18 protein-coding genes are annotated in these 19,060 nt (G+C 72.0%); 4 read left to right on the top strand and 14 right to left on the bottom strand.

Translation table 11 applies throughout. From position 1 onward, the window contains the following. Positions 1–9 precede the first annotated feature (9 nt). Together ABZX40_RS03775 and ABZX40_RS03780 are read right to left on the bottom strand one after the other, a co-directional pair. The gene (locus tag ABZX40_RS03775; RefSeq protein WP_355731260.1) at positions 10–534 is read right to left on the bottom strand and encodes an aromatic-ring-hydroxylating dioxygenase subunit beta; all 525 of its coding nucleotides are present in this window, start codon (positions 532–534) and stop codon (positions 10–12) included. Next, complete coding sequence (locus ABZX40_RS03780) at positions 531–1,883, bottom strand: aromatic ring-hydroxylating dioxygenase subunit alpha (RefSeq protein WP_355731258.1); 1,353 nt, start codon at positions 1,881–1,883, stop codon at positions 531–533. The genes ABZX40_RS03775 and ABZX40_RS03780 overlap by 4 nt, the downstream gene beginning before the upstream one ends. A 205-nt stretch (positions 1,884–2,088) precedes the next feature. Here ABZX40_RS03780 and fdxA point away from each other — a divergent pair, with 205 nt between their 5' ends. From fdxA to ABZX40_RS03795, 3 genes are all read left to right on the top strand, one after another. Next, the gene (gene fdxA / locus ABZX40_RS03785; RefSeq protein ID WP_355731512.1) at positions 2,089–2,403 is read left to right on the top strand and encodes a ferredoxin; all 315 of its coding nucleotides are present in this window, start codon (positions 2,089–2,091) and stop codon (positions 2,401–2,403) included. Continuing rightward, positions 2,400–3,398, top strand: a complete 999-nt coding sequence (locus ABZX40_RS03790) for an NAD(P)/FAD-dependent oxidoreductase (RefSeq protein ID WP_355731256.1) — start codon at positions 2,400–2,402, stop codon at positions 3,396–3,398. Before fdxA ends, ABZX40_RS03790 begins: the two co-directional genes overlap by 4 nt. A gap of 225 nt (positions 3,399–3,623) precedes the next feature. Beyond that, the gene (locus ABZX40_RS03795; RefSeq protein WP_355731255.1) at positions 3,624–4,424 is read left to right on the top strand and encodes an IclR family transcriptional regulator; all 801 of its coding nucleotides are present in this window, start codon (positions 3,624–3,626) and stop codon (positions 4,422–4,424) included. 68 nt (positions 4,425–4,492) lie between these two features. Here the strand turns inward: ABZX40_RS03795 and ABZX40_RS03800 are convergent, their stop codons facing one another. The 6 genes from ABZX40_RS03800 to ABZX40_RS03825 form a co-directional block, all read right to left on the bottom strand. Further along, positions 4,493–4,849: a cupin domain-containing protein gene (locus ABZX40_RS03800; RefSeq protein ID WP_355731253.1), complete on the bottom strand. Its 357-nt coding sequence runs from the start codon at positions 4,847–4,849 to the stop codon at positions 4,493–4,495. Then, positions 4,846–5,619 carry an aldolase/citrate lyase family protein gene (locus tag ABZX40_RS03805; protein WP_355731252.1) on the bottom strand — a complete coding sequence of 258 codons (774 nt, stop codon included), beginning with the start codon at positions 5,617–5,619 and terminating at the stop codon, positions 4,846–4,848. The genes ABZX40_RS03800 and ABZX40_RS03805 overlap by 4 nt, the downstream gene beginning before the upstream one ends. A 283-nt stretch (positions 5,620–5,902) precedes the next feature. Beyond that, on the bottom strand, positions 5,903–7,066 hold the full coding sequence (locus tag ABZX40_RS03810) for an amidohydrolase family protein (RefSeq protein ID WP_355731250.1): 1,164 nt from the start codon (positions 7,064–7,066) through the stop codon (positions 5,903–5,905). A 26-nt stretch (positions 7,067–7,092) separates the two neighbouring features. Next, on the bottom strand, positions 7,093–7,944 hold the full coding sequence (locus ABZX40_RS03815; RefSeq protein ID WP_355731248.1) for a fumarylacetoacetate hydrolase family protein: 852 nt from the start codon (positions 7,942–7,944) through the stop codon (positions 7,093–7,095). A 162-nt stretch (positions 7,945–8,106) separates the two neighbouring features. Then, positions 8,107–8,502 (bottom strand): nuclear transport factor 2 family protein, encoded by a 396-nt coding sequence (locus tag ABZX40_RS03820; RefSeq protein WP_355731247.1) that lies wholly within the window; start codon positions 8,500–8,502, stop codon positions 8,107–8,109. Beyond that, entirely contained in the window at positions 8,487–8,939 is a 453-nt protein-coding gene (locus ABZX40_RS03825) for a VOC family protein (protein ID WP_355731245.1), read from the bottom strand. Before ABZX40_RS03825 ends, ABZX40_RS03820 begins: the two co-directional genes overlap by 16 nt. A gap of 192 nt (positions 8,940–9,131) precedes the next feature. Between ABZX40_RS03825 and ABZX40_RS03830 the strand changes: the two genes are divergently transcribed. Continuing rightward, a complete protein-coding gene (locus ABZX40_RS03830; RefSeq protein WP_355731243.1) occupies positions 9,132–10,166 on the top strand; it encodes an aldo/keto reductase in 1,035 nt (344 codons plus the stop codon). A gap of 92 nt (positions 10,167–10,258) precedes the next feature. Here the strand turns inward: ABZX40_RS03830 and ABZX40_RS03835 are convergent, their stop codons facing one another. The 6 genes from ABZX40_RS03835 to ABZX40_RS03860 form a co-directional block, all read right to left on the bottom strand. Next, positions 10,259–11,173 (bottom strand): ABC transporter permease, encoded by a 915-nt coding sequence (locus tag ABZX40_RS03835; protein WP_355731241.1) that lies wholly within the window; start codon positions 11,171–11,173, stop codon positions 10,259–10,261. Then, a complete protein-coding gene (locus ABZX40_RS03840) occupies positions 11,170–12,351 on the bottom strand; it encodes an ABC transporter permease (RefSeq protein WP_355731240.1) in 1,182 nt (393 codons plus the stop codon). Before ABZX40_RS03840 ends, ABZX40_RS03835 begins: the two co-directional genes overlap by 4 nt. Then, positions 12,348–13,904 carry an ABC transporter ATP-binding protein gene (locus tag ABZX40_RS03845; RefSeq protein ID WP_355731238.1) on the bottom strand — a complete coding sequence of 519 codons (1,557 nt, stop codon included), beginning with the start codon at positions 13,902–13,904 and terminating at the stop codon, positions 12,348–12,350. Before ABZX40_RS03845 ends, ABZX40_RS03840 begins: the two co-directional genes overlap by 4 nt. A gap of 29 nt (positions 13,905–13,933) precedes the next feature. After that, entirely contained in the window at positions 13,934–15,037 is a 1,104-nt protein-coding gene (locus ABZX40_RS03850; protein ID WP_355731237.1) for a BMP family ABC transporter substrate-binding protein, read from the bottom strand. A 230-nt stretch (positions 15,038–15,267) separates the two neighbouring features. After that, the gene (locus tag ABZX40_RS03855) at positions 15,268–16,647 is read right to left on the bottom strand and encodes an amidohydrolase family protein (protein ID WP_355731236.1); all 1,380 of its coding nucleotides are present in this window, start codon (positions 16,645–16,647) and stop codon (positions 15,268–15,270) included. Continuing rightward, the gene (locus ABZX40_RS03860) at positions 16,644–17,612 is read right to left on the bottom strand and encodes a zinc-binding dehydrogenase (RefSeq protein WP_355731235.1); all 969 of its coding nucleotides are present in this window, start codon (positions 17,610–17,612) and stop codon (positions 16,644–16,646) included. Before ABZX40_RS03860 ends, ABZX40_RS03855 begins: the two co-directional genes overlap by 4 nt. Between the last annotated feature and the right edge of the window lie 1,448 nt (positions 17,613–19,060).

Below are 19,060 nucleotides of genomic sequence, written 5' to 3' on the forward strand. Positions count from 1 at the left end.
CCGTCGCCGCTAGAGGATGAAGCTGAGCCGGGCGCCGGCGGCGAGCGACTCATGGCCGAGGACGGAGCGCCGCAGCCGGAACCGGAAGCCGTCGTCGGTGGGCACCAGCAGATGCTCGTACCAGCCGACATAGGCGTCGAAGTGACCGTCGCGGGCGCGGTGGACGACGAAGGAGGCGCTGACCCTGAAGGTCTCCTCGGTGTCCGCCGCCAAGCGCACGTTGGAGACCAGGCGGTGGGTGCGGGAGTGCGGGTTCTCGGCGTGGGCCTTGCGGGACTTCAGGCGCTTGACCCGGGCGGTGAGCAGGCCCCAGTCGTCGTCGACGAAGGAACCGGTGTCGTGCGGGGACCAGCCGGGGCGGTAGTCGGTGGTGGGGATCTCGTAGCGGGCGCCGGGCTCGAACAGGGCGAGCCAGGCGTCGTAGTCCCAGTGGTCGAGGATGTCGGCCTCGGCGTAGAGGAAGTCCTCCACCTCGGGGCGGGTGATGGTGCGGCCCGCGCAGTGCACGGTGGAGCGGCTCACGGACGTGGTCATCGCACGTCCCTCCCTTCGAGGAAGGATGCCGGGCGTTCGCCGTGCACCTCTAGCCCGCCCTCCACGCCCACGGAGTCGACCCACTGGCGCCAGAAGCCGCGCATCGCGCCCTCGTCGGTGGACCGGCCCTGGACGCCCTTGACCTCGTCGGCCATGCCGCGGGACATGTCGCTGTAGTCGTTGCCGGGGTCGGCGTTGCCGGCGGTTGCCTGGATGCCGCGCTGGACGGCCTCGTACGCCTCGATGTCGTCGGGGGTGGCGAGGCCGCCGGGGCCGACGAAGCTGACGACCGTCTTCATGCGCAGGGCGCGGGTCTCCGGGTCCTCCTCGCGCGGCACGAGCTGCCAGGCGCGGACGTCGGTCTGGTCGGGGGCCACCGGTTCGAGCTGGCGGATGGACAGGCCCTCGATGTCGAAGAGGAGGAGGTTGGGGAAGACGAAGAGGATATGGCTCTCGTCCGCCACATGGTGGGCCCGCCGCTCGCCGAGGCGCTCGGTCATCTCGGCGCGGTGGGCCTCGGTGCGGATCCGCTCGTCCTCGCCGAAGCGGGGTTCCCAGATCATGCTGATCCGGCCGCCGTGCCCGGTCAGGACCAGCAGTCCATGGCCGTTGCCGAGGTTGTAGGCGTACTGGTTGTCGTCGGTGACGGCGTAGCCGCTCTCGCGCAGATAGCCCACGAAGGTGTTGTGGGTGGGCGCGAAGTGGTAGCCGTCCATGGCGTTCTCGACGGCGAGCTTCCAGTTGCCGCGCACGCTGTAGAGCTGGGTGCCGGGCAGGGTGGTCATCCCGCCGGTGTGCTGCTGCTCGATCATCGTCATGTAGTCGGCGGCGTCGCCGAGGTAGTCGAGCAGCGGGGGGACGTCCGGGTCGAAGGAGACGAAGACGAATCCCTCGTGGGTCTCCAGCCGGGGCACCGAGCGCAGGCCCATGGACTGGCGGAACTCGTCGGTGGACTCATAGGCCCCCGCATCCGGGATGGCGGCGACCTCACCATTGTTCCGGAATGTCCAGGCGTGATAGAAGCACTGGAAGAGTCTGGTCGAACCTTCGTTCTCGCGGCACAGCACGGTTCCGCGGTGCGGACACGAGTTCAGGAAGGCGTGCAGTTCACCGGCGCTGTCCCGGCAGAAGATCAGTGGCCGGCCGCCCAGCGTGCGGACCTTGAAATCGTTGGGCTGGGGGATCTCCGTCTCATGCCCGAGATACAGCCAGGTGTGCTGCCACACCCAGCCGCGTTCCCGGGCGAAGATCTCCGCGCTGCGGTAGGCATCGCGGTTGACCCGGAAGGTGAGCCGGTCCCAGTCCTCGACGACCATCGGTGCTGGGACGGTCCGGGGGTTGCTTCCCATGGGGCGTTTGCCTCTCACAAGTCCCGACCCGAGTGACGTCTCGTGAGACGCCATCTCGTATGTCGCAGTAGCGTCTCCCAGCGGACTGATGGTGTCAAGCATCCGTCGCATGGTTGACACCCCCTCCTGGTGGCGTCATCATCCAATCCCACAATGAAATACACCGTCTCGCATTCTGTGCGACCGTGTGAAGGGCAACAAGCTCGTGCCATACGTCATCACCGATGCCTGCGTCGACGTCATGGACAAGTCGTGCATGGAGGAGTGCCCGGCCGACTGCATCTACGAGGGCGACCGGATGCTCTACATCCAGCCCGACGAATGCGTGGAGTGCGGGCGCTGCGAACCCGTCTGCCCGCAGATCTCGATCTTCCACCATGAGGATCTGCCGGACGACCGCAAGCCGTACGAGCGCATCAACGCCGAGTTCTTCCTGCTCGGCGACGAACCGCTGGGCTCGCCCGGCGGAGCGCGCAAGGTCGGCCGGACCGGCCACGACCACCCGGAGGTCGGCGCATGACCGGCCCCACGACCCCGCCCGGCGGCCCTGAGATCGCCGTCGACCTGCTCGTCATCGGCGCGGGTCCGACCGGCCTCTACGGGGCGTACTACGCCGGATTCCGCGGGATGAGCGTCGCCATCGCCGACGCCCTGCCCGAGGCCGGCGGCCAGATCGCCGCCCTCTACCCGGAGAAGCTGATCTACGACGTGGCCGGCTTCCCCGCCGTCCGCGGCCAGGACCTGGTGGACCGGCTGATCGAACAGGCCGGACGCTGGGACCCCGTCTATCTGCTGGGCCACGGCGTCACCGACCTGGCGGACATCGAGGGCGGGGTGCTGGCCACCACCGACCGCGGTGCCCGGATCAGGGCGGGCGCGGTCCTGGTCTGCGGCGGGATCGGCAACTTCGTCCCCCGGGAGCTGCCGGTGGGCTCGGAGTACCTGGACCGCGGACTGCGCTACTTCGTCCCGCGCCCGGCCGAGCTGGCCGGTCAGGACGTCGTCGTGGTCGGCGGCGGGGACTCGGCGCTGGACTGGGCGCTCACCCTGGAGCCGATCGCCGCCTCGGTCACCCTGGTGCACCGGCGCACCCGCTTCCGCGCCCATGAACGCTCCGTCGAGCAGGTCCACTCCTGCTCGGTCCGGGTCCTCACCCCCTACGAGGTGGAGAAGGTCCACGGCGAGGAGACGGTCACGGAGGTGGTGGTCGCCTCGGCCGACGGCGACCGGGTCACCCTGCCCGCCCACAGCGTGGTGGCCGCGCTCGGCTTCATCGCCGACCTCGGCCCCATCGAGCGGTGGGGGCTGGAGCTGCGCCGCCGGCACATCCTGGTGGACCGCACCATGAGGAGCAGCCGTGAGCGGGTGTACGCGGCCGGGGACATCTCCGACCACGACGGAAAGGTGAGTCTCATCTCCATCGGCTTCGGGGAGGCGGCCCTCGCCGTCAACCACATCGCGGCGCTGCTGGATCCGACCCGCTCGCTCACTCCGGGTCACTCCTCCGACGCCTGAGTCCCCGGGCCGGACCACCGGTCCGGCCCGCCACCCGGGCCCCCCGGGGACATCGGGGGGCATCGGGGGACATCGAGGGGCATCCGGCCTTGCGCGGACCGGGGGTTCGGCGGGGTTCTCATCCCCGCACCCGCCGTTACACTCCCCCTTGCCACACCTCAATTCAATACGCCGTTTCATTTCATGTCTTATGACCGGTCACGTACGGTTGGGAGCGATAGATACATGCCCACGAAGGCGCAGCGCGGCACCGGGGAGCAGGACGGCCCGGACAGGACCGCGCCGACCATCCAGACGGTGCAGCGAGCGGCGCTGATCCTCGGGTCGTTCACGGTCGGCAAACCGCATATGAGCCTCAATGAGATCACCGAGCGGCTCGGGGCGAGCAAGGCGACCGCGCACCGCTACACCAAGGCGCTGCGGGCGGCGAACCTGCTGCGGTACGACGAGCGCACCTCGCTGTACTCGCTGGGCCCCCAGGTGCTCACCCTCGCCTCGGCGGCGCGGGCCGGGCTGCCGATCGTGGCCGCCGCCGAGCCGTACATGGAGGATCTGGTCCGGCGCGTCGACGAGACGATCGTGCTGTCCGTCTGGGACGGCGAGTCGGCGACCGTGGTCCGGTCGGTGGACAACACCGCCCACATGGTCCGGATCAGCGTCCGGGTGGGCTCGCGGCTGCATCTCACCTCGTCCGCGCAGGGCCGGGTCTTCCTGGCGTTCCTGCCGCCGGACCAGGTACCGGCGGTGCCGCGCGCGGTGCGCCGGTCGGCCGAGCTGACCGAGGAGCTGGAGGCGATCCGGGAGCACGGTCTCTCGGTCAACTCCCCCACCGTCAACGGGGTGCGCACCATCGCGGCGCCGATCTTCGAGGGCGACAAGATCAGCGGCACCCTCGCGATCGTCGGGACCACGGCGACCGTCCCGGACGACGTCGACTCGCCGATGGCCCGGCAACTCCTGGAGACGGCCCGCTCGTTGTCGCAGCGGCTCGGCAACTCCGGGATCGCGCCCGGCAACGGCGGCTAGCACCACCGGAAAAGGGGCCCATGCGGTGGGCCCCTTTTCCGTGCGCTTCCCGTGCGCTTTCCGTGCGCTCAGGGCAGCAGATCCGCCCGGGGCGGGACGAAGAAGTCGATGTTGACACAGGGGGCTTCGGTCGGCTCGACGTAGTGCTCGCTGCCCCGGGGCACCAGCAGGAACGAGCCCGCGCGCATGTCGTGCGCCACGCCGTCGACGTAGTAGTTGGCCCGGCCCTCGGCGATATGGACGAGCTGGTCGAAGTCGTCGTGGGTGTGCGGGTTGAGGGTCATGCCGACCTGGAGCTCATGGTGGCAGATCATCACCTCGTCGGTGGCGTAGACCCGTCGGCGCACCCCGGGGCGTACCTGGGTCACCGGCAGTTCGTCCCAGTTGACGACCGTGTGGAACAGCGCCGCGTTGCGGGTGCTCATGGGTTCTCCTCTCCGGCGACCGTGCGCAGGCCGGCCGCGAGTAGCTGAAGGTCCGAGCCGACGACCAGATAGTCGGCGTCGCCGAGCCCGAGGTCCACCGCGGCGGACCGGCGCGGTGCCCAGCCGCCGAAGGCGACTCCCGCGCGGCGGGCGGCGTCCCGCACCCCGGCCACGGCGGTGCGCAGGACCGCCGGGTCGGCGGGCAGGCCCAGGTCGACGGCGAGGTCGGTGGAGCCGACGAAGCAGACGTCGAGCGGGGCGACCAGGTCGGGCAGCGGATCGGTACGGGCGGTCTCGATCTGGCCGACCAGCACGGGAGGGTCGTCCCGCTCGCCCCGCAGAAAGTCCGCGAGCGGAACGGCCCCGAACCGGGCGGCCCGGTTGGCGAGGCTCACCGAACGGCGGCCCTTAGGCGCGAACCGGGTGGCCGCCACCAGGGCGTCGCGCTGGGCGGTACGGGTGAGCATGGAGAGCTGGATGCCCGCCGCCCCGGCCTCAAGGAGCCGGTTGACGGCGGGCGCGTCCACCTCGGGCACCCGCACCAGCGCGGGCAGCCCGCAGACGTCCGCGTGCCGCACCAGGGCGACGGCGTCCTGCTCGGTGAGGGTGGAGTGTTCGAGGTCGACCACCACGAACGCGCACCCGGCCGCCGCCGCCAGCTCCACCACATCGGGCGTGGCCAGCTTGACGAAGGTACCGACGGCGCCGCCCGGGGCGGTGAGCGCGGCGCGCAGCCCACGGCGCCGCTCATGGATGTCCGATGCGGTCATCTGCGTCTCCTCCCCGGACGGTGCCGGTGCGTCCCGCCGAACCCGGGGACGCACCGGACGGAACATGGGTGCCTCGCGCTGTCCCCCGGGACGCACAGCGCGGGACACGGGTGCGTCGCGCCGGCGCCCTGGAGGCACGGGGCGGGGTACGGGTGCGTCCCGTCAGCGCGCTGGAGGCACTGGACGCGATACGGGTGCGTCTCGCCAGCGCGCTGGAGGCACCGGACGCGATACGGGTGCCTCCCGCCGCCCCTCGGGACGCACCGCACGGGATGGCGGTGGGTCACGCCGGCTTCAGGCCGCGCCACGGGACGATGTCGATCTCGGTGCCGCCGTGCAGGACCACGGTGGGCTCCAGGCGCGGGGCGACGAGGGAGTTGCCGGACGCGTCGGGCAGGACGACCTCCTCGGTCTCGGTGACGACGGTGACATCGGCCCGTCCGCCGACCTCCAGCCGTCCGTAGCCCTCGCTGTCGAGGCCCAGCAGCTTGGCCGGGGCGACCGTGGCGCGGCGGACGCACTCCTCCAGCGGGGCGCCCAGCGCGACCAGCTTGGAGATGCTGGTGAGCAGGTCGAAGACCGGGCCCCGCCAGTTGCGGGCGCTGGTGTCGGAGCTGAGGACATCGGGCAGGAAGCCGTCGGCGATGGCCCGGCGGGCGACCTCGAAGCTGAGGTTGCTCTTGCCGTGCGCGGAGTCGAACAGCACCCCGCGCTCCCGGGCCGCGGTGACCGCGGGCTGCACGCGCTCGCCGTCGAGGATGCCGTGCGGCTTGCCGGTGTAGCAGTGGGCCACGATGTCGCCGGGGCGCAGATGCTCCAGGACGACCGGCAGCGGCTCCTCGGTCTCGCCGATGTGCACCATCAGCGGCAGCCCGGCCTGTCCGGCGAGGTCGACCGACTTCTTGAGCAGCGCCTCCCAGTGCTCGCCGACGACATCCTCGGACAGCCGGATCTTGAAGCCGCGCACCACATCGGGGTGGGCCGCGGCGGTGGCGAGGGCGTCCTCGACGACCAGGGTGTCGGGGTTGAGGAGTTCGCCGAATCTGAAGTCGATCAGACCGAGCACCGACACATTGAGGAAGTTGACGATACGCAGCGGGTTGGCCTCGACCACCAGCTTGCGGAAGGCGGCGAAGGTGGAGGCTCCGGCGGTCCCGGCGTCGGCCGCCGCGACCACACCGCGGCGCAGATGGGCCTCCTCGGCGGGGGCGCCGACGGCGGAGACGTACTGGAAGATATGGGTGTGACCCTCGACCAGGCCAGGCAGCACGGTGGAGCCGGTGACATCGATCGTGCGGGTCGCCCCGGGGGCGAGGTTCTCGCCGATCGCGGCTATGCGGTCACCGGTGACGGCCACGTCGAGCCGGGCGTTGGTGCCCGAGGCGGGGTCGATGACGGTGCCGCCGGCCAGGACGAGGTCGTAGGAGGGCACGGAGGAAGGGGACATCGCTGTGGGCTCCTGGGTGAGGACGGTCAGCTGACGGATTCGGTCAGCCGGTGGTCGCGCGGTGCGGTGCCCGCGGCTCGGGCGACACGGGTGATCAGGGGCAGGACGCCGGCCACCTCGACCTGGACCTCGTCGCCGTCGGCGAGGAAGCAGGCGCGGTCCTGGCCGGTGCCGGCCGGGGTTCCGGTGAGCACGACGTCGCCGGGTTCGAGAGCGGTGAACCACGACAGTCTGCTGATGAGTTCGGTGAGCGGGAAGATCATGCCGGCGCTGGTGTCGTCCTGCCGGAGTTCGCCGTTGACCCGCGTGCGGACCGGGATGGCGTCGCGGTCGGCCAGTTCCTCGGGGGTGCACAGGGACGGGCCGAGCGGGGTGAAGCCGGGATAGCTCTTGGCGAGGGCCGGGATGCCTGTGCTGCGCATGACATCACGGGCGGTCATGTCGTTGGCCGCGGTGATACCGGCCACGGCGGGCCAGATCTCATGCTCGGCCGCGCGGTGCAGCCGCCCGCCGATGACGACGGCGATCTCGCCCTCGTAGTCGGGTTCGGCCACGGTGTCGGGGATCGCCACCCGGGCGCCCGGGGCGGGCACCGCGGAGGAGGCCGCCAGATACAGGATCGGGTCCTCGGGCAGTCCCCGGCCGGTCAGCGTCGCCTTGGACACATAGTTCAGCCCGACCCCCCACACGGCACGCGGCCGGCCCAGCGGGGCCCGGAGCACCGCCTGTTCGAGGGGGATGCGCAGGCTCACCGGACAGGAGGCCAGACAGTGCAGCGAGCCCTCCTGTTCGAGGACCGCGCCGAGATCGGGAAAAGCAGTGTCCAGCAGGGCGACGGCCCCGTCCTCCAGCCGGCCAAGGCCGGCCTCAGTCGTCACTACTCGCATGCTGTGCATCTTTTAATGCGAGACACCATCATGTCAAGCGATACGCAAAGGGGGTCTGAACACATGCCGACACCCCGTCCGCGAGGTAGGCGAACGGGGTGTCGGCAAGAGGGTGTTGGGGCCACGGCGGGGCGCCGGACCAGGGCGTTCAGGTCACTCCAGCTGGCGGCGGACCTCGCCGCTGTCCCAGTAGTCCGTGCGGCGGGTGAGCAGCCCCTCGGACACCGCGAACACGAAGACGCCCCGGACCCGGACGGGCCGGTCGCCCGCCGAGCGCAGCCGGAAGGTCATCACATACGGCACCGCCGCCGACGCCCCGTCGACCAGGATCTGTTCCGGCGCGTAGGCGAGGTCCCGGAACTCGGCCAGGAACCCGGTGAGCGCCGCCCGGTACTCGGCGCGGCCCCGCCGGTCCCGGCCCATGACCGAGGTGTGCTCATTGACGAAGTCCTCGGCGACGCAGTCCGCCACGGCATCGGCGTCGTGGGCGTTCAGCGCCGCGAGGTACGCCTCGACGGTGGCGCGGGTGTCTCTCAGCGCGAACCCCACTTCTCACGGACCGTGTCGAAGACCTGCTGGTCGTGGGAGATCTCGACGACATTGCCGTCGGGGTCCTTCAGCGCGCAGATGTAGCCGACGGGGTCGGGCATCTGCCGGGGCTCCCAGTGCAGACAGCCCAGGTCCCGGGCCCGGTCGGCGAGCGCGTCCACGTCCTCGCGGGTCGGCACCTCGATACCGAGGTGGGCGAACGGGTGCAGCAGACCCAGCTGGTTTCCCTTGTCCTTGTTGAACGACACCAGGACCAGCACGAACGGGGTCTCGGCCTGCTGGTCGTTGGAGAGCCAGACGCTCTCGCCGTCCGCGTCCTGGAACCGCTCGACCACGACCAGCGGAGTCAGTGAGGTGTAGAACGCGATCGACTTGTCGAGATCGCCGGTGGGCAGCGCGACATGCGTCCAGCGGGCCTTGGTGAGACCGGTGGTCACGGTACCTCCATCAAGAGTGGTGCAGCTTTCCCCACCGAGCCTAGGCCGGTCTCCGCCGCAGGTCGATGTGCTGGGGACACAACACGTGCGCGGACAACGCTGACCCCGCGCGACATCGGTTCCCGGGCCGCCGCTGTGGGACTCTGCGCAGGACAGTGAGATCGGCGTGGTTCGCGAGAGGCGAGGGCCAGCATGCACTACCGGATTCTGGGCGGGACGGGCATCGAGGTGAGCGAGTTGTGCCTCGGGTCGATGATGTTCGGCGCCTGGGGCAACACCGACGAGGCGGAGTGCCACCGCATGGTGGCCACGGCGCTGGACGCCGGGGTCAACTTCGTCGACACCGCCGATGTCTACGCCTTCGGCGAGTCCGAGGAGATCCTCGGCAGGGCCCTGAAGGGGCGGCGCGACGAGGTCGTCCTGGTGTCGAAGTTCCAGAACGGGATGCCGGGCCGCCCGCTCGACCGCAACCGGGGCGGCACCTCCCGGCTGTGGATCACCCGGGCCGTGGAGGACAGTCTGCGGCGGCTGGGCACGGACCATCTGGACGTGTATCTCGTCCACCGGCCCGATCCGCGCACCGACATCGAGGAGACCCTCGGCGCGCTCGGCGATCTGGTGCGGGCGGGCAAGGTGCGGGCCATCGGCACCTCCAGCTTCCCGGCGGAGGAGATCGTGGAGGCGCAGTGGGCGGCCCGGCGCATCGGCCGTGAACGGTTCACGGTGGAGCAGCTCTCGTACTCGGTGCTGGCCCGGCACGCGGAGGCCGCGGCGCTGCCGACCGCGCAGCGCCACCGGATGGGCGTCATGGTGTGGAGCCCGCTGAACGGGGGCTGGCTGACCGGCAAGTACCGGGCCGGGGCCGAGCCGTCGGGCGACTCCCGGGCCCGCACCAACGGCGACCACTTCGACTACGCCGACCAGCGGGTGCGCGAGGCCAAGCTGGCGGTGGTGGAGGAACTGGTGAAGCTCGCCGACGACGAGGGCTGCACGCTGGTGGAGCTGGCCCTGCGGTTCGTGCTGGCCCACCCGGGGGTCACATCGGCGCTGATGGGCCCGCGCACCCATGACCAGCTCGTCTCGCAGCTCAGTGCCGTGGACCGGCCGCTGTCGGCCGAGGCGCTGGACCGGATCGACGCGCTGGTGGCGCCGGGCAGTGTGCTCAACCCCCGGGACATCGGCCATGTGCCGCCGGCGCTGGAGAGCGCGGCGCTGCGCCGCCGCTGAGGCATCCGGGCAGGGAAGAAGGGCGGGTGTGAGAACACCCGCCCTTCTTCCCTTTCCGCTTCCGCCTCCGACCGTCAGGGTCAGGGTCAGGGTCAGGTCGACCCTCGGGCGAAGGGCCGTCCCAGGGCCGCCGGTTCTCGTTGTTTCGCCGTGAACAGCACCATGGCGAGCAGCGCCAGCAGATACGGGGCCGCCACCAGCAACTGGGCGTTGAGGGTGACCCCCAGCGCGGGCAGGGCGAGGCGCATGGCGTCGGACAGGCCGAACACCAGACAGCCGAGCAGGGTCCGGCCCAGTCGCCAGGCTCCGAAGATCACCGCCGCGATGACGATGTATCCGCGTCCGGCGGTCATGTTCTGGTTGAACGAACCGACCTCGCCGACCGCCAGATAGGCGCCGCCGAGCCCGGCCAGCGCGCCGCACCACAGCAGGGCCTGGCGCCGCCGCCGGTTCACCTTGATCCCGGTGACATCGGCGGCCTGCGGGTTCTCGCCGACCGCCCGCAGTTCCAGGCCCCAGCGGCTGCGTTCGACCAGCCACCAGGTCAGCGGCACCAGCAGGATCAGCAGATAGACCGGCCATCGCCCGGCGAACAGCGCCTCCCCGATCAGCGGGATGTCCCGCAGCACCGGGATGGACAGCACGCTCACCTGGTGCGAGGCGAACTGCTGGGTGGTGATCAGATAGCTCGTCAGTCCCAGCACCAGCGCGTTGAGCGCGAGGCCGACGACGAAGGTGTTGATGTACGCCCGGTGGGACAGGTTGCCGTGCACGAAGCCCAGGAAGAGCCCGGTCACCAGCCCGGCCACCAGGCCGATGGTGGCGCTGCCGGTCGCGCTGGCGGTGGCCACCGAGGTGAACGCGGCGCCGAGCATCATCGCCTCGACGGAGATGTTCATCGCCCCGGCCCGCTCGGCCAGGTACTCGCCGCAGGCGGCGAACGCCAGGGGCACGGTCAGGCGGATACCGCTGGCGAGAATGGTCTCGGTGCTGTCGAGCACGCTCATACCGTCGCCTCCATCTTGGTCGGGACGACGGGCACGGCGGCCGGCGCCTGGGGCTGGGCGCCGCGGCGCGTGCGGTACAGGTCGATGAGGACGGGCGGCACCACGAAGGCGAGCACCAGCAGCGCCTTGACGATGTCGACGAGGTAGGCCGGTACGCCGGTGGCCGACAGGAAGTCGCCGCCCGCGCGCAGCATGGCGAAGACGAACGCCACCGGGATGGCGACCAGCGGCCGGTTGCGGGCGACCAGCGCGACGAGCAGCCCGTCCCAGCCGACATTGTCGGAGAGCCCGGACTGGAGCCGGTTGGTGCTGACGGGGCTCGCCAGCAGCAGCCCGCCCGCGAGGCCCGCGAAGGCGCCCGACAGGGCCAGGGTGAGGGCGCCGAGCGCACCCACCCGGACTCCGGCGTGCTGCGCGGTGAGGGGGTTGAGTCCCACCATGCGCACCTTGAAGCCCCAGCGGCTGCGGCTCAGTGCCACCACCACGGCCGCCGCCGCGAGCAGCGCGATGAACAGGCCCGCGTTCAGCTGGAGCGACGGGTACTCGCCGAAGTGGGCGAGCAGTCCGTTCGCCGGGAGCGGGTTGGACTGGGCGTCGGCGATGCCGGAGGAGCCCTGGGCGCTCTCCTGGAGCAGCCACGGGGTGCTCACCGTGAAGGAGACCAGCTGGAGGGCGAGGAACGACATCAGCAGGGTGCTGACGACGACATTGACGCCCCGGTAGCGGTACATGAGCGCGCTCAGCGCGGCCCACAGGCCACCGCCGATCGCCGCGGCGATCATCACCACGACGACCAGTGTCGGGCCGGGCAGGGCCAGCCGGAGGCCGACCCAGGCGCCGAACAGGCCGCCGATCAGTACCTGTCCCTCCTGGCCGATGTTGAACGTCCCGGCGGTGGCGCAGACACAGGCGCCGAGCGCGACCAGCAGCAGCGGCGCCGCGTTGAGCAGCGTCGTCGTCCAGCCGCCGGTGTTGGCGAGGCTGCCCGTCCAGATCGCGCGCGCCGAGTCGCCGGGCGAGGCGCCGGTCGCGGTGAGCAGCACCGCCGAGGCGCCCAGGGCGATCGCGACGAGGACCACGGTGAGCCCGGCGGTGAGCCAGCCGTCGCGGCCGGGGCGCAGCCGGGCGAGAAGACGGCGGGCGGCGTCGTCCGCACCCGACAGGGCGGCGGAACTCATGCGGCCTCACCGCCGACCAGCATGCCGAGCCGTTCGGCGGTCGCGTCGGCGACGGGCAGCGCTCCGGTGATCCGCCCGGCGGAGATCACCGCGATCCGGGTTGCAAGGGCCATGACTTCCTCGAATTCGGTGGAGATCAGCAGCACTCCGACGCCTTCGGCGGACGCCTTGCGCAGCCGCGCGTACATGTCCTCGATGGCGCCGACGTCCAGGCCGTGGGTGGGCTGCGCGGCCACCAGGACCCTGGTGTCGCCGGACAGTTCACGGGCGAGGACGACCCGCTGCTGATTGCCGCCGGAGAGACTGCGCACGGGCGCGTCCAGCGACGGGGTGATGATGTTGAACTCCTCGGCGAGCCGGCGGGCCTCGGTGAGCATGGCCCGCCGGCGCAGCAGGAACCGGCCGCTGACCTTGTCGAGGGACTTCATGGTCAGGTTCTCGGCGACGCTCATGTCCAGCACGACACCGCTCTGGTGCCGGTCCTCCGGGACGATGCCCAGCCCGGCCCGGGACATCGCGCCGGGCCTGGCCGGGTCCACCGGGGAGCCGGTGATCTCGATGGTGCCCTCGGTGGGGACGACCAGCCCGGACAGGACATCGCCGAGCATGGCCTGTCCGTTGCCCTCGACGCCGTAGAGGGCGACGATCTCCCCGGCGCCGACGGTGAGGTCGACGGAGTCGAGGATCTTGACGCCGTCCTGTACGACGGTGAGTCCGTCCAGGCGCAGGGCGGCCCGGCGGGGTTCGGCGGGCTCGTCGTCGGGGGTGTCGGCGTGCTGCTGCGGGACCAGCCCGAGGGCGGCGGCCTCCTCGCCGAGGGACACCTCGCGGCCCACCATCTGCCGGGCGAGGAGTTGCGGGGTGGTCTCGGCGGTGACCGCCCGGAAGGCGACCTTGCCCCGGCGCAGCACGGTCACCTTGTGGGTGGCCTGGGCGATCTCGGCGAGCTTGTGGCTGATGAGGATGACCGCGCGGCCCTCCTCGCGCACCACCCGGCCGAGCATGGCGAACAGTTCCTGGGACTCCGCCTGGGTGAGCACCGAGGTGGGCTCGTCCAGGATCAGGATCTGCGGGTTGCGGCGCAGGCACTTGACCACCTCGACCCGCTGCCGTTCACCGGCCGAGAGGGTGTCGACCCGGGCGTCGGGGTCGATGGGCAGGCCGTAGCGGGCGCAGACCTCGGCGATGTCCGCGTGCAGGGCCCGCTTGTCGACCTTGCCGGTGTCGCCGAGGGCCACGTTCTCCCAGACGGTCAGCCCGTTGATGAGGCTGAAGTGCTGGTGCACCATGCCGATGCCGAGTTCGGCCGCCTCCTGCGGGCTGTCCAGGGCGATCTGCTCGCCGCGCACCAGGATGCTGCCGGCGTCGCGCCGGACCAGGCCCAGCAGGACCTTCATGAGGGTGGACTTGCCCGCCCCGTTCTCGCCCAGGAGACCGTGGATCTCGCCGGCGTCGACGGAGAGGTCCACGGCGTCGCTGGCGGTGACCGCTCCGTAGGACTTCGTGATGCCGCGCAGCTCCAGAAGGGGAGCCGCTGCTGCTGTCGGTGTCATCGCTGGTCTTCCTCGTCGGGGTGGGCGGATCAGCCGAGGCGCTCGACCTCGGCCTTCGGGTCGATCTCCTTGCTGCCGATCTTCGCCATGAAGTCGGCGAGCTGCTGCTCCTCTTCACCGGCCGGCTTGCAGATCTTGACGGTCGGGTAGGGGTCGACGCCCAGCTGCCAGACGCGCTTGGTGCCCATCTTCAGGTTGTTCTTGGCGAACTCCTCCAGCGCGGCCCGGAAGTAGTCACCGGGGCTGAAGATGACGGAGATATCGAAGGCGGGGCTGGTGGAGGCGCAGCGGTCGGTGCCCGGGGTGAGGGTGACGACGTCGTTCTCGTTGGCCAGTCGCGCCGAGGCGTCGGTGGCACCGCCGAGGTAGGGGTAGATGACCTTGATGCCCTGGCTGATCTGGGCCTGGGTGGCCTCCTTGGCCTTGGCGGAGTCGTTGAAGTCACCGGTGTAGGTGCTGGTCACCGTGGCCTCGGGGACGACCTCGCGGATGCCGGCCTGGAAGGCGGTGGCGGCGGCGACGCTGAAGTCGGCCTTGGCGCCGGTGATGAAGCCGGCCTTGGTGTCGCCGGTGGCCTTCATCTTCAGGCCCGCGGCGTAACCGGCGACCAGCATGGACTGGTTGGGGTCGTCCTCGGAGAGCAGGACCTTGGGGGTCTGGTTGAGGTTGGCGCCGGTGGGCACGTACCAGGCGGTCTTGGCGCACACCGCCTCCTCGGAGGCCGGGATGGCGCTCTTCAGTTCGCTGGCGCCGAGGGCGACCAGGTCGACGCCCTGCTGACACAGCGCGCGGGCGGCGGCGAGGGCGTCGCCGATGGGGACGCTGCCGCGCTTGATGACCGTCCAGTCCTGCTCGGCGGCGTAGGCGTCGGCAGAGTCGACGAAGCTCTGGTAGTAGCCCTTGTCGTTGATGTCACCGGGGCTGAGCACACCGATGACGACCTTGCCGTCGCCGTTGACATCGGGCTGCTGCTGACCGGAGTCGCTGCCGCTGCTGTCGCCACTGGCGGCGGGGGTATCGGCGGCCTGGGGCGCGGTGTCGTCGTTGCTGGCGCATCCGGAGAGCGCGAGGGCTCCGGCGAGCGCGAGACCCACTGCGGCCCGGGACGACCGGAGAGTGCTCTTGGCAGTCATGTGCGTGGTCCATTCGCTATGCGGTACGGGGGGTGACGGCGGAGAGTTCGGCCGGTCGGCGGGGCGGACGGCCGGGGGCGCGGTGGGGAGCGGTTCGGTACGGAGTGACTCGGTGGTGCGGTGTGCGGGGCCCGTGGTGTTCGTACGCGGATCGGGCCCGGCTCGGTAGAGGGCCTTTTGCGCCTGCGGCGGCGGACGGACTAGGTCCGCCGCGGCGGGGGCGGTCCTCCTTACCGGGTGGTCGCCGGCTGCTCGGGCCAGCTCGGGCGGGGGGTGATCCCGGCCCGGCGCAGCAGGGCGGCGGAGCGGTCGGCGGCGGCGGTGGCGAGTGCCTCGGGGTCGACGCCGGTCGGCCGCCGGTCCCGCAGGACGATCCGGCCGTCGACCAGGACGTCCCGGACCGTGCGTGAGACATGGCCCCAGACGAGTTGGCGCGCGAGGTCGCCGCGCGGGGTCCAGGCCGGGTCTCGGCCGTCCAGGACGACGATGTCGGCGGCCTTGCCCGGCTCCAGGGAGCCGATCAGATCGCCGAGGCCGATCGCGTGGGCGCCGTCGACGGTGGCGAGGGCGAACGCCTGCTCGGCGCGGATCGGGTCGGGCAGGTCGCGGTCGCGTTCCAGGGCGGCGAAGAGGTAGGCCGCGAGGAAGATGTCCGGGGCGTCGCCCGCGTTGTGGGCATCGCAGCCGAGGGCCACCCGGCCGCCGCGCCGGACGAGTTCGGCGTGCCGGGAGGCGCGGGTGTAGCCCTGGCCGAGCCGCATATAGGCACCCGGGCAGGAGGCGACGGCGGTCCGGGTGTCGAGGACGGCCTCGATCTCCTCGTCGTCGAGCCAGACCGCGTGGCCCAGTAGCAGCCGGGGGCCGAGCACTCCCAGTTCGCGGAAGTGGACCACCGGGCGGCGTCCGGCGCGCTCGGCGTAGGCCGTGACATCGGCGGGGCCGGGCGAGATGTGCCAGGTCAGCGGGACGTCCAGCCGTTCGGCCAGCTCGGCCGCGCCGGTGAGGAGTTCGTCGCTGGCCAGATCGTGGCCCACCAGGGTGACCCAGCCGGTGACCGGTCCGGTGGCGGGCAGGGAGCGGACGATGTCGGCCTGCCGGGCGAGCATCTCCGGGGCGGGCGCCCCGAAGGGGACGTCCTTGGCGTCCCAGCCCCAGCCGCCGACCCGGCCCCGGACCCCGGCGGCGGTCATCCCGGCGACGACCCGCTCCGGGTAGGCGACGGTGCCGGGATCCAGGACGGTGGTGATGCCCCGGGTCAGGCATTCGACGGCGGTGAGGGTGGCGGCCAGTTCGTCGTCGTCGCCGTCGGCGTGCTCGTGCAGCGGGACGATCCAGTCGAAGATCGACTCCTGGGCGCTGAGGTGGTCGGGGATCCGGCCGCGCACCAGGGGGTCGACGGTGGAGTGCTGGTGGGCGTCGATCAGTCCGGGGATCACGACACAGCCGGTGGCGTCGATCTCGCGGGCGCCGGGGAAGCGGGCCCGCAGTTCGGCGGCGGTGCCGAGGGCGGCGATCCGGTCGCCGGACACGGCGAGGGTGCCACCGGTCAGGACCCGTCGCCCGGGGTCCATGGTGACGATGTCGCCCCCGACGATCAGGAGTTCGCTCATGGCTGGATCACGACCTTGCCTATGGTGTCGCGGGCGGCCAGCACGTCCCAGGCACCGGCCAGTCCGTCGAGCGGGAACCGGGCGGCGACCGGCAGCTGGAGCCGGTCGGCGAAGCAGGCGGACATGGCGGCGACGAAGTCGGCGGAGCTGTAGCCGCCGGTGCCCAGCAGGCGCAGTCCGCGGTGGAAGACCTCCTGGAGCGAGAAGGACACCCGGTCGCCGCTGGTGTTGCCGGTCAGGACCAGCCGTCCGCGGATGCCGAGGCAGTCCAGGGAGGTGCGCCAGGTGTCGGTGCCGACATGGTCCAGGACCAGGTCGGCGCCGGCGCCGTCGGTGAACAGGTACACCGTCTTGGCGGCGTCGGGCTCCCCGTTGGGCAGCACCAGGTCCGCGCCGGCCGCGCGGGCGGCCTCCCGCTTGGGCTCGCTGCCCGCGAAGGCGACGACCGAGGCTCCGGCCCGCTTGGCGAGCGCGATGGCCGCGAGGCTCACCGCGCTGGCTCCGGCGTGCACGACGAGGGTCTCCCCGGCGGCGACCGCGCCGACGGTGTGCACCGCGTGCCAGGCCGCCGAGAAGGCGGTGGGCAGGGTGACGGCCGCGTCGAGCGGGAACGACGCCGGGACCTGGACCACCGACTCGGCGGAGGCCAGCACGTACTCGGCCAGTCCGCCGGGGGCGTTGCCGCCGAGGACGCGGGGCCGCACACAGTAGGCTCGGTCGCCGACCGCGCAGCGCGGGCAGCTGCCGCAGCCCTGGGTGGGATCGGCGATGACCCGGTCACCGGGGACGACGGAGGCGACCGCGGATCCGGTCGCCACCACCGTTCCGGCGAAGTCCATGCCGGGCACATGGGGAAGTCGGAAACCGGGGATCAGCCCCGGGCCCTTGAGTTGTAGCAGGTCGAGGCGGTTGAGTCCGCAGTGGGCCACTTCGACCACGACGTCCCGGGGCCCGCATCGGGGCATCGGAACGTCTTGGGGGATCACGGCGGCGGGCCCTCCGAAATCGGTCTGCACCATGGCTCGCACCCGTAGCCTCCTCACCGGTTTTCATCTCGCATTGCGAGGCGGTGGAACGTATTGCGAGGTACTCTGCCCCCGCCGACCGGTGCTGTCAACGCTCCTGCGCTACATCTTGGTTTCGTGGTCGTTTCGCCTGCGGAAGACGGTCACGAGCAGGCCACGACGGGGTTCGGGAGCTTACACACAGACACACCACAGCCGCGCGGCGGCCGGGTGGCGGGACGGTTTCGGCGGGGGCGGGCGGCGGGGTGGCGGGGTGGTTTCGGCCGGGGTGACGGCGGGGTGACGGGGCGGTTTCGGCCGGGTTGGGCGGGGCGGTGACGGGCCGGATTCGGCCGGGGCGGGCGGGACGTTGAAGGGCCGGATTCGGACGGGCGGCGGCGCGGTGCGCGGCGCCGGGGCGGGTCGGGTGGGCGACTGTGCGGCCGGGGGCGGGAGGGGGCTGCGTTGGTGCGGGGCGGTCGGGCGGGGCAGTCCAGCCGTGGGCGGGCTGGGTGCCGTCGCCGCAGCGGGCCGGTCGCGGGCGCCCGTTCAGCCGTGGGCGGGCCGCCGGGAACGTGCCGCCACAAGCCCGCCGGGCGGCAACGGGGAACGGGGCGGCGCCGCCGCCCTGTCCCGTGGCGGGTGGGCGGCGAGAGCTGGGGTCCGACGCCCACCGCGTCCGCCGTGGGCGGGCGGCCAGGACCGTGCCGCCTGGAGCGGGCAGCGAGAACCGGGGTCCCGCGCCCGCGTCAGCCATGCGCGGGCAGCCGGGAACGTGCCGCCACGAGCGGGCCGGGCGACAGCCGGAAGCGGGGCGGCGCCGCCGCCCTGTCCCGTGGCGGGTGGGCGGCGAGAACCGGGGGCCGGGGGCCGGTTCGATGCCCACCGCGTCGGCTGTGCGCGGGCAGGGGACCGCCGCCACCGTGAGTCGGTCGGGCGGGCGCCCGTCCAGCCGGGGGCGGGCTGGGTACCGTCGCCGCCGCGGGCTCGCGCTCAGCCGTGGGCGGGCAGCCGGGAACGTGCCCGCCGCCAGCCGGTCGGGCGGCAGCGGGAGCGGGGCGTCGCCGCCGGGCCCCGGCGCGGGTGGGCGGCGAGAACCGAGGTCCGGCGCCCGCATAAGCCGTGGGCGAGCAGCCAAGACCCCGCCGCCGCAAGCCCGCCGGACGGCAGCCGGAAGCAGGGCATCCCCGCCACCGGGTCCCAGCGTGAGCGGCCAGCGAGAACCGAGGCCCGGCGCCCGCATAAGCCGCGCACGGACAACCCAAAACCCCGCCGCCACAAGCCCGCCGGACAGCAGCCAGAAGCAGGACGTCACCGCCACCGGGTCCCAGCGTGAGCGGCCAGCGAGAACCGAGGCCCGGCGCCCGCATAAGCCGCGCACGGACAACCCAAAACCCCGCCGCCACAAG

The sequence above is a fragment of the Streptomyces sp. NPDC004610 genome, from assembly GCF_040609715.1.
GTDB lineage: Bacteria > Actinomycetota > Actinomycetes > Streptomycetales > Streptomycetaceae > Streptomyces.

Coding starts and splice junctions, on each gene's coding strand:
- ABZX40_RS03845 (WP_355731238.1), bottom strand. CDS start 13,904: ATGACACCGACAGCAGCAGCGGCTCCCCTTCTGGAGCTGCGCGGCATC.
- ABZX40_RS03850 (WP_355731237.1), bottom strand. CDS start 15,037: ATGACTGCCAAGAGCACTCTCCGGTCGTCCCGGGCCGCAGTGGGTCTC.
- ABZX40_RS03860 (WP_355731235.1), bottom strand. CDS start 17,612: ATGCCCCGATGCGGGCCCCGGGACGTCGTGGTCGAAGTGGCCCACTGC.
- ABZX40_RS03840 (WP_355731240.1), bottom strand. CDS start 12,351: ATGAGTTCCGCCGCCCTGTCGGGTGCGGACGACGCCGCCCGCCGTCTT.
- ABZX40_RS03800 (WP_355731253.1), bottom strand. CDS start 4,849: ATGAGCACCCGCAACGCGGCGCTGTTCCACACGGTCGTCAACTGGGAC.
- ABZX40_RS03780 (WP_355731258.1), bottom strand. CDS start 1,883: ATGGGAAGCAACCCCCGGACCGTCCCAGCACCGATGGTCGTCGAGGAC.
- ABZX40_RS03830 (WP_355731243.1), top strand. CDS start 9,132: ATGCACTACCGGATTCTGGGCGGGACGGGCATCGAGGTGAGCGAGTTG.
- ABZX40_RS03855 (WP_355731236.1), bottom strand. CDS start 16,647: ATGAGCGAACTCCTGATCGTCGGGGGCGACATCGTCACCATGGACCCC.
- ABZX40_RS03835 (WP_355731241.1), bottom strand. CDS start 11,173: ATGAGCGTGCTCGACAGCACCGAGACCATTCTCGCCAGCGGTATCCGC.
- ABZX40_RS03775 (WP_355731260.1), bottom strand. CDS start 534: ATGACCACGTCCGTGAGCCGCTCCACCGTGCACTGCGCGGGCCGCACC.
- ABZX40_RS03810 (WP_355731250.1), bottom strand. CDS start 7,066: ATGTCCCCTTCCTCCGTGCCCTCCTACGACCTCGTCCTGGCCGGCGGC.
- ABZX40_RS03790 (WP_355731256.1), top strand. CDS start 2,400: ATGACCGGCCCCACGACCCCGCCCGGCGGCCCTGAGATCGCCGTCGAC.
- ABZX40_RS03795 (WP_355731255.1), top strand. CDS start 3,624: ATGCCCACGAAGGCGCAGCGCGGCACCGGGGAGCAGGACGGCCCGGAC.
- ABZX40_RS03805 (WP_355731252.1), bottom strand. CDS start 5,619: ATGACCGCATCGGACATCCATGAGCGGCGCCGTGGGCTGCGCGCCGCG.